This window comes from Moraxella cuniculi DSM 21768 (genome assembly GCF_900156515.1).
In the GTDB taxonomy this organism is placed as follows: Bacteria; Pseudomonadota; Gammaproteobacteria; order Pseudomonadales; family Moraxellaceae; genus Moraxella; species Moraxella cuniculi.
This window is the reverse complement of record NZ_FTNU01000004.1, coordinates 117150-130024: the sequence shown is the minus strand read 5'-3', so window position 1 is coordinate 130024 and position 12875 is coordinate 117150. Positions and strand designations below refer to the sequence as shown.

7 protein-coding genes are annotated in these 12875 nt (G+C 47.3%); 3 read left to right on the top strand and 4 right to left on the bottom strand.

All coding sequences use genetic code 11. The features are described 5' to 3' along the window. Positions 1-243: 243 nt before the first annotated feature. The 3 genes from aat to BW928_RS04175 form a co-directional block, all read right to left on the bottom strand. Entirely contained in the window at positions 244-984 is a 741-nt protein-coding gene (gene aat, locus BW928_RS04185) for a leucyl/phenylalanyl-tRNA--protein transferase (RefSeq protein ID WP_076554974.1), read from the bottom strand. Positions 985-1047: 63 nt separating this feature from the next. Continuing rightward, positions 1048-2307 carry a serine hydroxymethyltransferase gene (gene glyA, locus BW928_RS04180; RefSeq protein WP_076554973.1) on the bottom strand — a complete coding sequence of 420 codons (1260 nt, stop codon included), beginning with the start codon at positions 2305-2307 and terminating at the stop codon, positions 1048-1050. Between the two features lie 137 nt (positions 2308-2444). Continuing rightward, positions 2445-2999 carry a chorismate--pyruvate lyase family protein gene (locus tag BW928_RS04175; RefSeq protein WP_143821493.1) on the bottom strand — a complete coding sequence of 185 codons (555 nt, stop codon included), beginning with the start codon at positions 2997-2999 and terminating at the stop codon, positions 2445-2447. 328 nt (positions 3000-3327) lie between these two features. On the opposite strand from BW928_RS04175, the gene BW928_RS04170 reads away from it, so the two are divergent. The 3 genes from BW928_RS04170 to BW928_RS04155 all read left to right on the top strand — a co-directional run bounded on the left by BW928_RS04170 (position 3328) and on the right by BW928_RS04155 (position 9033). Continuing rightward, positions 3328-4926, top strand: coding sequence for an isocitrate lyase (locus BW928_RS04170; RefSeq protein ID WP_076554972.1), 1599 nt, complete (start codon positions 3328-3330; stop codon positions 4924-4926). A 201-nt stretch (positions 4927-5127) separates the two neighbouring features. Continuing rightward, positions 5128-7293, top strand: coding sequence for a malate synthase G (locus BW928_RS04165; protein WP_076554971.1), 2166 nt, complete (start codon positions 5128-5130; stop codon positions 7291-7293). A 294-nt stretch (positions 7294-7587) separates the two neighbouring features. Next, on the top strand, positions 7588-9033 hold the full coding sequence (locus tag BW928_RS04155; RefSeq protein ID WP_076554969.1) for an NAD-dependent succinate-semialdehyde dehydrogenase: 1446 nt from the start codon (positions 7588-7590) through the stop codon (positions 9031-9033). A gap of 209 nt (positions 9034-9242) precedes the next feature. Here BW928_RS04155 and BW928_RS04150 read toward each other — a convergent pair whose 3' ends face one another. Then, entirely contained in the window at positions 9243-12851 is a 3609-nt protein-coding gene (locus BW928_RS04150) for an Rne/Rng family ribonuclease (RefSeq protein ID WP_076554968.1), read from the bottom strand. Positions 12852-12875: the final 24 nt, after the last annotated feature.

Below are 12875 nucleotides of genomic sequence, written 5' to 3'. Positions count from 1 at the left end.
GTCCTGTCAGATACAGAAGCTTAGTCCTTGGTCAAACCACTTAGCTTTATCAACCTAACCTTTAATCTTGTGTCTAAGATTTGGGGGTCGGTTCACAGCCTATCGGATTTTGTTTTACTGCCATGCAGTCCAGCCTTAAAGGTTTTGTTGCCAATTTTGTGTGCTGATTTTGGCAAAATACAACACTATCTTTGCCAAGCCTCTAAGCCTGCTGATACCCTTACCAATCTCAAGGCTTATTGATTAAGGCATCAGGTTGTGGCTGCCAAAGCCCTTGGTTGTTTGTAGATTGCCACTGGGTCTATGCACCAGCGTTGTCAATGCCTTGAGAAAGTCTGCCTTGGCAAGTTTGCTGGCACCTAGGCTTAGCAGGTGGTTATTGACAACTTGGCAGTCTATCAGCTCAATGCCTGCTTGCTTGGACAGTTGCATCAACGCCCAAAAGGCGATTTTTGAGGCATCAGATTTGCGATGAAACATACTCTCGCCACAAAATATTGACCCAAAATGCACGCCATACAGACCGCCGATCAGCTCGCTGTGCTGTGGCACGCCTGTCCATACCTCTATGCTGCTTGCCGCCCCTAGCTGATTGAGCTGGCTATAAGCGGCTTTTATGTCATCGCCAATCCAGCTTTCGGCGGAATCTTGGCGTGGCTGGCTACACGCTTCAACAACTGCCAAAAAGGACAAATTGCTGCTGATGGCCCACGCTTGGGTCTTGGCGGTGCGTTGTAATGATTTGCTTGGGCGAAAGTCGCTTGGTCTGATGACACAACGAACATCAGGCGACCACCAGCAAATCGGCTCATTGGGCGAATACCATGGAAATGCTCCGCAGCGATAGGCGTGTAACAAGGTGGCAGCGGATAAATCGCCACCAATGCCCAAAAAACCATCGCTATCAGGCAGACTGTCTGCACCAAAATCATAAGGGCAATCATCGGCAAGTGTGTGCAAAGCGTGCAAATGATGATAATCCATCAACAGTACTCCCAAAAAAAGTTATCCGAAAGACAGGCTTTCGGATAACTGGTGTAGGCTTGATTAGGCGTTGCGTTCATAGACGGGCAGTTTTTTGCAGATTTCGGCAACTTTTTGGCGAATGGTAGCAAGTACCGCTTCATCGCCTCGTGCGTCCAGCACATCGCAGATCCAACCTGCCAAATCACGAGAGTCGTTTTCGCTAAAGCCACGCGTGGTAATGGCTGGCGTACCAATACGAATCCCTGAGGTAACAAATGGTGATTTTGGATCGTTTGGCACAGCATTTTTATTGACAGTGATGTGAGCATCGCCCAGCCATTTGTCAGCTTCTTTGCCTGTGATGCCTTGCTTGATTAGGCTGATGAGCATCAAATGGTTCTCGGTACCGCCAGAGACAATCTCATAGCCGCGGCTTTGGATTACCTCCGCCATGGCTTTGGCATTTTTTACCACTTGTTGTTGATAGGTTTTGTACTCATCGCTCATCGCTTCTTTGAAGCAGACTGCCTTGGCGGCGATGGCGTGCATGAGCGGGCCGCCTTGGTTGCCGGGGAATACAGCAGAGGCAAGTTTTTTCTCGATTTCTTCGTTGGCTTTTGCCAAGATTAGACCCGAGCGAGGACCTCGTAGGGTTTTGTGCGTGGTGGTTGTGGTAACATCGGCAATTTGCACAGGGCTTGGATAAACGCCAGCAGCCACCAAACCTGCAATGTGTGCCATATCAACCATCAGATATGCACCGACTTCATCGGCGATTTCACGGAATTTTTGCCAATCAACCACTTGGCTGTATGCCGAAAAACCTGCAATAATCATTTTTGGCTTGTGTTCACGGGCAAGGCGAGCCACTTCTTCATAGTCAATCAAGCCAGTTTCGGTATCCAGACCGTATTGCACCGCATTATAGTTGCGACCTGAGAAGTTCACGGTAGCACCATGGGTCAGATGTCCGCCATGAGCCAAGCTCATGCCCAGCACAGTGTCGTTTGGTTGTAATAATGCCAAAAATACCGCACTGTTAGCATTTGAGCCAGAATGTGGCTGGACATTGGCATAGTCAGCACCGAACAATGCTTTGGCACGGTCAATGGCGATTTGCTCAATCACATCAACATGCTCACAGCCGCCATAGTAGCGTTTGCCGGGGTAGCCTTCGGCATATTTGTTAGTCAGCGATGAGCCTTGGGCTTCCATGACAGCAGGCGAGCAGTAGTTTTCTGAAGCAATAAGCTCAATGTGGTCTTCTTGACGCTGGCTTTCGGCATCGATTTGACTGGCGATTTCTGGATCGTATTGATGGATAGAGAGTTCTTTAAACATGATGATTCCTAGCTTGGGTTGTTTACAAAAATTATGCCGTTAGTGTAGCATATTTTTGGCGGTGATACACTACGATTGTGCGAATTTGTTTGTTGATAGAATTTCAGCTTGGCGGTAATAAAATTCAAGTTAGTGCTTTATTGGGCTGTATGCTTTAGGTGGTTGATAAAAGCAGGCAAAAACTGCTCCGAGATTAACAATCTGCCCGCTTCGGTCTGATAGCAGGTATCGCGAGCAGGGTTTTTGTGATGATAAAATGTGCGATGCTCAATCATCGGCTGGCGTTTGGCAAATAAAACACGACCAATGGGTGTTTTGCCTAAGTGTTTGAGCCGTTTTAGCTTGCCTTTTAGAACATTGAGCGGAAATATACTGCTGGCACATACCCAAGCCTCTTTATCACAGCCGTATAATAATACGCTTCGTTGCCATGCCAGCTGGGCTTTGTTGATGGGTAGGTTCAGAGCGATTTTTTGATGATAAGTAAGCGGCACAAAGCCCTCGGATAACACCTGCACCACAAGCCGTCTGCCAGCTTGTTTTTCAAGCAGACTTGTCAGTGAGCCTGTGGCGAATAAAAATTTGGCAAGCTCTGGACAATCGTGCAAAACAGCATCATCAAAATCTACATTGGCACTCATGATGGCATAATCATAAAAATACAGTTGTACAATTTTAGCATAAAAAGCCACAATTAACACCGTCCTTGGCAATGCACAAGCGGCAATTGGTCAATAAATATAATTATTGATATTATAAAAAATAATAAATAATATTAATAAAATCAATAACTTGAATAATATTTATATAATATATTTTATGAATTAATGGTAAATATAAAACCATTTATTTAAAAAATAATGAACATTGGTACAAGCTATTGGATAAATCGCCCATATTTGGTTATGCTGTGTTTAACGGCAAAGCCCAGCAAAACGGTGCGAGGTCTTTGCCCGACATCATTGTCGGTTGGCGATGATGTATTTGCAAGTTTATCCGTGATCATTACAGGAGTATGTTATGAGCTATCAATCAGCACTGGATCATGTACGCAAGGTAAAGGAGAAGCTGGGCGGCACTTGGAATGCCATTCGTCCAGAAGATGCGGCACGCATGATTGTACAAAATCGCTTTCAGACAGGTTTGGATATTGCCAGATATACCGCTGCCATTATGCGGCGTGATATGGCACAGTACGATGCCGATAACAGCAAATACACACAGTCTTTGGGCTGTTGGCATGGCTTTATCGCCCAACAAAAAATGATTGCCAACAAAAAATACTTCGGCACAACGAACAAACGCTATATCTATTTATCAGGCTGGATGGTGGCGGCTCTCCGTTCTGAATTTGGCCCATTGCCTGACCAATCCATGCACGAAAAAACCGCCGTGCCAAAATTGATTGAAGAAATCTACACATTCCTTCGCCAAGCAGATGCCAAAGAATTAAATGATTTGTTCCGTGCCATGCAAAAGGCCGAAGCCGCTGGCGATACCGCCAAAGTCAAAGAAATCGAGACGCAGATTGACAACTTTGAAACCCATGTTGTGCCAATCATTGCTGATATTGATGCAGGTTTTGGCAACGAAGAGGCGACCTATCTGCTCACCAAGCAAATGATTGAGGCAGGGGCGTGTGCAATCCAAATCGAAAACCAAGTATCAGATGCCAAGCAGTGCGGACACCAAGCGGGCAAAGTTACTGTGCCGCACGAGGATTTTTTGGCAAAAATTAATGCCGTGCGTTATGCCTTCCTTGAGCTTGGCGTAGATGAGGGCGTGATTGTTGCTCGCACGGATTCAGAAGGTGCGGATTTGACCCAAAAAATCCCAGTCAGCCGTGAAGCTGGAGACTTAGCGAGCAAATACATCAGCTATTTGGACACTACCGAAATTGACATCGCCGAAGCCAAAGAAGATGAAATTCTCATCAAGCGTAATGGCAAACTGCATCGCCCAACACGCCTGCCATCAGGACTGTATCAATTCCGTGCAGGCACGCAGCATGACCGTGTGGTGCTAGACTGTGTAACTTCGCTCCAAAACGGTGCGGACATGATTTGGATTGAGACGCCAACGCCTGATGTGGCAGCGATTGCAAGTTTTGTGAATGACATCAAAAAACAAGTGCCAGATGCCAAACTGGTGTACAACAATTCGCCATCATTCAACTGGACGATCAACTTCCGTCAGCAGGCATACGACCGCTGGCTTGCCGAGGGCAAAGATGTATCAGGCTATGAGCGTGATAAATTGATGGACGCCAAATATGACGACTCTGAGCTTGCCCGTGATGCGGACGAAAAAATCCGCACTTTCCAAGCGGACGCAGCTCGCGAGGCAGGCGTATTTCATCATCTAATCACCTTGCCGACTTATCACACTGCTTCTTTGTCCACGCATGAACTTGTCAAAGGTTACTTTGGTGATGAGGGTATGCTTGCCTATGTGGCTGGTGTACAACGCAAAGAGATTCGCGGCGGTATTGCTTGTGTGAAACACCAAGCGATGGCAGGCTCGGATATTGGTGATGACCACAAAGAGATTTTCTCTGGTGAAAATGCCCTAAAAGCAGGAGATGCCAGTAAAAACACCATGAATCAATTTGGCGGCTGATTAAACACTTTGTGAATTGGGCTGCTGTGTTGTTAGGCTTGATTGCTGTACTGCTTGCAGTGCCTATCACCTGTCTAGCATTGGCACCAATTCACTTGGTTAATCTGATAACAGCAATTGCAAACGGTGTTTTGACTTTTGGGTTAAAGCACCGTTTTGCTTTGGATTAGATTTTAGATAATGATTTTTAAGGATAAAACCATGGCGACACAACGCATTCAAAAGGGCAGTTTTGCCATTGATAAGATTTTGTATGATTTTATTGAAAATGAAGCCTTGCCACTGGCAAATGTCTCAAGCGATGAGTTTTGGGCAGGATTTGAGCAGATTGTCAAAGATTTAACCCCAAAAAACAAAGCCCTGCTTGCTTACCGTGATGAGCTACAAGCGAAAATTGACAACTGGCATGAGAACAACAGCTATGAGCTTGGGGCGTATAAAGCCTTCCTAACCGAAATCGGCTATCTTGAGCCAGAAGTGGCGGATTTTGCAATTACCACCGACAATGTGGACGATGAGATTGCCACCATCGCAGGGCCACAGCTTGTTGTGCCTGTGCGTAATGCTCGCTATGCACTAAATGCAGGCAACGCTCGTTGGGGTTCGCTTTATGATGCACTGTATGGCTTTGATGTGATTGACGAAGAAAATGGAGCGGAAAAAGGCAAAGACTATAACCCTGTGCGTGGGGCAAAGGTGATTGCATTTGCCAAAAATTTCCTTGATGAGACTTATCCGCTGATGACAGGCTCGCACGCTGATGCCACTGGCTATGCCATCACAGACGGTCAATTGTCGGTGCAAGTCGGCAATACAACCACCACGCTAAAAAACACCAAGCAGCTACAAGGCTACAACGGCAGCCCTGATAATCCATCAGAAATTATCCTAAAAAACAATGGCTTGCATACCATTATCCAAATTGACCGTGAGCATTTGATTGGCAAAGATGATAAGGCTGGCGTAAAAGATGTGATTTTAGAAGCGGCAGTTACCACCATTCAAGACCTGGAAGATTCGGTGGCTGCTGTCGATGCCGAAGAAAAGGTAGAAGGCTATCGCAACTGGCTGGGACTGATGAAGGGCGATCTTAGCGAAACTTTGGAAAAAGCAAATAAAATCATCACTCGCACGCTAAATGCTGACCGTACTTTCACCGATTTAAATGGCGATACCAAAACCCTGCATGGTCGCTCGGTACTGCTGCTGCGTAATGTTGGTCATCTGATGACGAACCCTGCGATTTTGGTAGATGGCGAAGAGATTTTTGAGGGAATTATGGACGGCGTGATTAGCCCCATGCTCTCAACCATTGACATTATGGGCAAAAATACCCTGCGTAACTCTCGCACAGGTTCTATGTATATTGTCAAGCCAAAAATGCACGGTTCAGAAGAAGTGGCGTTCGCTGTGGAGCTGTTTGACCGTAGCGAACAGCTGCTTAGACTGCCGAAAAACAGCATAAAAATAGGCATCATGGACGAAGAAAAACGCACCTCTGCTAATCTAAAAAACTGCATCGAAAAAGCCAAAAATCGCACCATCTTTATCAATACAGGCTTTATGGATCGCACAGGTGATGAGATTCATACCGCCATGAAAGCAGGGGCGTTTGTGCCAAAGGGTGAAATTAAGTCTGAAAAATGGTTCACCGCTTATGAAAACCGCAATGTCATGATTGGTCTAAAAGCAGGGCTAAGGGGCAAGGCACAAATTGGCAAAGGTATGTGGCCAAAGCCTGATGAGCTTGCTGATATGTACCGCACCAAGATTGAACACCCACAAGCAGGGGCAAGCTGTGCATGGGTACCAAGCCCGTCTGGTGCGACCATTCACGCCATTCATTATCACAAGTGTAGTGTTGCCGAGCGTCAGGCGGCCTTGCAATCTGCCCAAGTGCCGTCCATTGATGATTTGCTCACCATACCGCTGGCAACCGATACCAACTGGAGCGATGCAGAGAAGCAAAAAGAGCTTGAGAATAACTGCCAAGGTATCCTAGGCTATGTGGTGCGTTGGGTGGATTTGGGCGTTGGCTGTTCCAAAGTGCCTGATATTAACAACATCGGCTTGATGGAAGACCGTGCAACGCTTCGCATCTCATCACAGCACATTGCCAACTGGTTGGCACACGGCATTGTTAGCGAAGATGAAGTGTGGACGGTGCTAAAACGCATGGCAAAAGTCGTGGATAGTCAAAATGCCCACGACCCTGCCTACCGCCCAATGTCGGCAGATTTTGACAATAACATTGCTTTTAATGCAGCGGCGGATTTGATTTTTCAGGGGGCGGTGCAGCCAGCAGGCTATACCGAACCGATTTTGCACAAGGCACGATTGAAATTAAAAGGCTATCAAGGCGATTGATTGTTGTTTTTGTGCATAAAGACAAAACCGCTTTTGTTACGGACAACAAGGGCGGTTTTTTGCTTTAAGATTTGGCGGATTGTGCTTTGCAATTTTGCCAAGGGTTGTTACAATGTTAAAGCCTGTGGGTGTCAATGACTTGATAAATGTGCCAAAAATCACCAAGCTGATGGATATTTGGCTTGTTTGATAAATATCATCATGTAGCAACTGCCAAAAATTATCCACTTACTCGGTGCAGTTTAAATTTAAAATAACAATGATGATAATATAAATAATAATGCGGAGAAATTTATGCAGATAAATCAGCTTTTGTTAAAGACCCAAGCCTATATTGATGGCAAGTGGCAAGCAGCGGATAATCGTGCAGAGATTGCTGTTTATAATCCTGCTACCGATGAGCTGATTGGCACTGTGCCAAATATGGGCAAGGCGGAGGCACAGCGTGCGATTTTGGCAGCCAAGCGTGCCTTGGCGACTTGGCAGGGTTATACAGCCAAGCAGCGTGGCGAGCTATTGCGGCGATGGTTTGAGCTGATTATGCAGCACCAAGAAGATTTGGCAGTTATTCTGACCATTGAGCAGGGTAAGCCCTTGGCAGAGTCTCGTGCAGAGATTGCTTATGGTGCGTCCTATATTGAATGGTTTGCCGAAGAGGCAAAGCGGGTCTATGGCGATGTCATACCAGCACCCAGTACGGATAAGCGAGTCCTTGCCATCAAGCAGCCGATTGGTGTTTGTGCTGCCATCACGCCGTGGAACTTTCCCAACGCCATGATAACTCGCAAAGCTGCACCAGCATTGGCAGCGGGTTGTACTTTTGTCATTCGTCCTGCATCACTGACCCCTTTTTCGGCATTGGCATTGGCGGTGCTTGCCGAGCAGGCTGGCATACCTGCTGGCGTATTTAATGTCATCACGGGCGATGCCGAGTCCATCGGTGATGTGTTCACCCAAGATATTAATGTGCGTAAGTTTAGCTTTACAGGTTCAACAGAGGTTGGACGACTGTTGATGAAAAAATGTGCCAGCACCATCAAAAAAGTCTCGCTGGAGCTTGGTGGCAACGCACCTTTTATTGTGTTTGATGATGCTGATATAGATGCAGCGGTGGCAGGGGCGGTGGCTGCCAAATACCGCAACGCTGGGCAGACTTGCGTGTGTGCCAACCGCATTTATGTACAATCGGGCGTTTATGAGCAATTTGTTGCCAAATTCACCCAAGCGGTCGCCGAGTTGGTGCTGGGATCTGGCATGACGGCAGGTGTGGATGTTGGACCATTGATAGACAATAAGGCACTTGATAATGCCGTATCATTGCTCCAAGACGCAACCAGCAAGGGCGGTAAAATTTGCTGTGGTGGCGGCCATGAGGGGCTGTTTTTTGCCCCAACTGTGATTCGGGACGCAACCCATAAGATGCGTGTGGCACATGAAGAGATTTTTGCCCCAATCGCTCCTGTGTTTTGTTTTGCTGACGAGAGCGAAGTGATTGAGCGTGCCAATGATACTGATTTTGGCTTGGCGGCGTATTTTTATAGTAAGGATTTGAACCGTGTTATTCGTGTCTGCGAACAGTTGGAATACGGCATGGTCGGCATTAACACTGGACTGATTTCTAATGAAGCTGCCCCCTTTGGCGGTGTAAAGCAATCAGGGCTTGGGCGAGAGGGCTCAAAATACGGCATTGATGAATATTTGCAAATCAAATACCTTGCCATCGGTGGCGTAACCGCTTAACATTTCATCGGTATGACTTGAGTGATTTGATAATATTATTTTTAATATTAATAAATAATAAAATCGCGCTTAGCAGAACTTGTACTGCTGCTGGACGACTGTAATTTGGCTAGGGTTGGGTTTATACCAGCAAATAAATCTGGTCTTTAACCATGATAATAAAAGCACCACAAACAACCGCTTGTGGTGCTTTATTGTTTTAGCCAGCGTTATTCATTGCCACTTTCTGCTGTGTCGGCAGTTTCGCTGGCTTTGCTGATTTTGCGTACCTCAACCTTAGGCTTTTTGCTCGGCTTTCTGGGCGTGCGAGCTTTGGGTGCTTTTGGGGTTTTTGGCGTTTTGGTTGTCATCAGGTTTAAGATACCAAGCTGTGGTTGCAATTGACCAGCGACATTTTCGATCATGTCTTTGTAGCTGGCGGCTTTGGATTTTTTCTCCGATTTTTGCTCAGCGGTAATCTGCTTAACCTGACTGCCTTTTTTGCTTTTGCTGGTGGTCTTGGACTCGCCAGTTGTACTATCTTTGGCTGTTTTATCAGCTGTGTTGGCGATGTCAAGCGGTGCTTGCTCATCGGGCTGATGCTCGGCAGCTTGCGTGTCGGTTTGCTCATCAAGATGGCTAAACAAGTCCTCGCTCATTGATACGATATTGCCAATTTCGTCAATGGTATCGCTGATGACCTTGCCAACCGTTTCGCTAAGCTGTTCGGTAATGCTGGCTGCAGTAGCCAACGCATCATCAAGCAGGGTGGTTGGGGCGTTATTATCCGCCTCAATCGATACGCCTTCTGTAGCTTCTAGAGTCGTGGCATCGTCTGCTGTCTTGTCATCAGCTGTGTGTATTAGCTCTGATGGCTTGGTTTCTTCTTGATTTTGATAATCGCCAGTGGCGGTATCATCAAGTGCCTCAAGGCGTGCTTCGGCAGTTTCGCTGACGCTGGCCACTGCCTCCATGGGGGCTAATGCACTGTCGATATCAGGAGCGTCATCGCCCAAGTGATTATTCTTGGCAACAAAATCAGGGTGCTGACCTCGTGGATCGTTGCTGGCTCGGCGTGCAACAGGTCGTGGCTCAACTGTGGTTTTGCCTTGTGCTGCCGATAGATGCCCTGTGGCGTTGATTTGCTCATCGAATTGAGCTTTTGCTGCCGCTGTCAGTGGCAGGTAGCCAAAATTGCTAAAATCAAATGCCGTATCTAAGCGGCGTACTTTGCCAACAGCAGCAACAAAGTCTGCAATAAACTCACCGCTGGCAGTCTGACCTAGGGTGCGTGCGATGAACTCACCTGCAGTGCCTGTGATAGACTGTTCGGTTGCCTGCATGGCTTGTGCCACCACGCGTGGATCATTGGGGGCTTTGTTTTGTTGTTTGGCAAGAGCAGTGATTTTCTCAAGCAATGCCGAGCTGATGGCAGCCACATTAGGAAGAGGTGCATCTGTCGCCTTGCTTGGTGGGTTATCATGACTTGCCACTGAATTTTTGTCGCTGTCGTCTGCAATCACGCTGGCAGTGTCGGATTGGACAACAGATGCAGGTTGCGACTGGCTGGCTGTGCTGACAGCATTGTCATCAGCCACCGCTTGAGGCTTGGTTGCCTTGTTGGTTGTTTTTGCCTTGCTGCCATCAAGGGATAAATGAACCACTTGGCTGGCTGGTTTGGCAGCTTCGTTACCGCTGATGTGCATGATGACATCATCGGGGTTCGTGGACTTTTGGCGTGGCGTTTTATCGGCTTTTGGCTTGTCGGTGCGAGCGGTTTTTTCGCTTTTTTCTGCCTGCTCTGCCTTGTCAAATGGCTTAATAGCCTCGCCACGGACAATCTCGCCACGAGATTCGCGGCGTACACCTGCTTCTCGCTTAGGATATTCCTTGTCCTTTGTTGCGTCTTTTTTGGTTCTTTTTTCTGATTTTTCTGGGGTTGCTACCACATCGTCATCGCTGCTTTTTTTGGCGGTGCGAGATTTTTTGTGGCGTTTTTCTTCGCTGTGCTGCTCAGGCTGTGCCACAGCATTGCTGATAAGGGCATTGATATTCCCAGCAGCACCCAGACTGACATTGCCACCATTTACCAGCGATTCGATTGCCAAGGCAGCATCGGTTGTGCCCAGACTGCCTGCTAGGCGTGCCTGTGGTTTTGGGGCAAATAGGTTTGATAGCCAAGCCACAGCTTGTGGTTCGGCTTGGGTTTGTTGTGGCTGTTGTACCTGTTCGGTGGTTTTGCTGGCAGTTTTGGCAGGTTTGTGCCAACGATTGTTGTCTTGTTTTTCGTTGTCAGTTTGCCAATTGACCTCATAGCCACGATCGATATTTTCTTTTTCTTCGGTATCGGCAATGCGTTCATAGCTTGATGGTGCAAAGCCATCTGGATTAAAGTGCAGGCTGAAGTTTGGGCTTTCAAGATGAGCGTGTGGCAAGATGGTAATGCGTGTGCCACTGTCTTGCTCAAGATAAACCAAACTTTCTCGCTTTTCGTTCAGCAGGAATGCAGCGATGTCAGTTGGCACTTCTGCCTGAATTTCACCCATGCGTTCTTTTAGGGCGATTTGTTCAATTTGTCGCATGATGGACAATGACAATGAACGCAAATCACGAATCATGCCGTTGCCATGGCAGCGTGGGCAAATGTAGCCTGTCGCTTCCTCAAGGCTGGGGCGTAGGCGTTGGCGACTCATCTGCATGAGACCAAATTTGCTGATTTCGGCGAACTGCACTCTGGCACGGTCGTGGCGTGTGGCGTCTACAAGGCGTTTTTCGACTTCCTTTTGGTGGCGTGGGTCATTCATGTCAATGAAGTCAATGACAATCAGTCCACCCATGTCTCTTAAGCGTAATTGGCGAGCGATTTCGTCAGCGGCTTCTAGGTTGGTGTGGTAGGCGGTTTCGGCAACATCAGAGCCTTTGGTGGATTTTGAGGAGTTGATGTCAATAGATACCAATGCTTCGGTTTGGTCAATCACGATAGACCCACCCGAAGGCAGACGCACTTCACGCTGATAGGCGGTCTCAATTTGGCGTTCGATACCAAAGCGAGCAAACATTGGCTCGTAATCTGTGTATTTGCGTAACTTGCTCATTTGTGCTGGCATGACTGCACTGATGAAATTTGCCGCTTCGTTGTAGGCATTTTCGCTATCAATCCATACCTCGCCAATATCATCACGCAAATAATCACGCACGGCACGAGTAACCACGCCAGCTTCCTGATGAACCAAGCAAGGGCTTGGGCGAGTTTTGTTTTGTTCTTGAATTGATTTCCAGATGTCAAGCAGATGATCCAGATCATTTTGCAGATCTTCGGCACCTTTGCCCAGCCCTGCGGTGCGTACGATGACGCTCATGCCTTTGGGCAAGTTTAGCCCTGCGATGATTTGTTTCATCTCTTCACGGACTTTGCCAGAGATTTGACGGCTGATACCGCCTGCCTTGGCATTATTGGGCATCAGCACCAGATAGCGGCCTGCCAGCGAGATATAAGTAGACAGAGCCGCCCCTTTGTTGCCTCGCTCTTCTTTTTCTACTTGGACGATGACCTCATCGCCTTCTTTGATGAGTTGTTTGATGTTGTCTTCACGCACATTGCCATGCAGATACTCTCCAGCAATCTCACGCAGGGGCAAAAAGCCTTGGCGAGCCGAGCCATATTCAACAAATGCCGCCTCAAGCGATGGCTCAACACGGGTAATATGACCCTTATAAATATTGGCCTTTTTTTGTTCACGGGTGCGATTTTCGAGGTCAAAATCGTACAGATGATTGTCTTTGCATAAAGCAACACGAATTTCTTCGTTATGCGTAGCGTTGATTAAAATGCGTTTCATGATGTTCCTTAATGGGCAAATCGC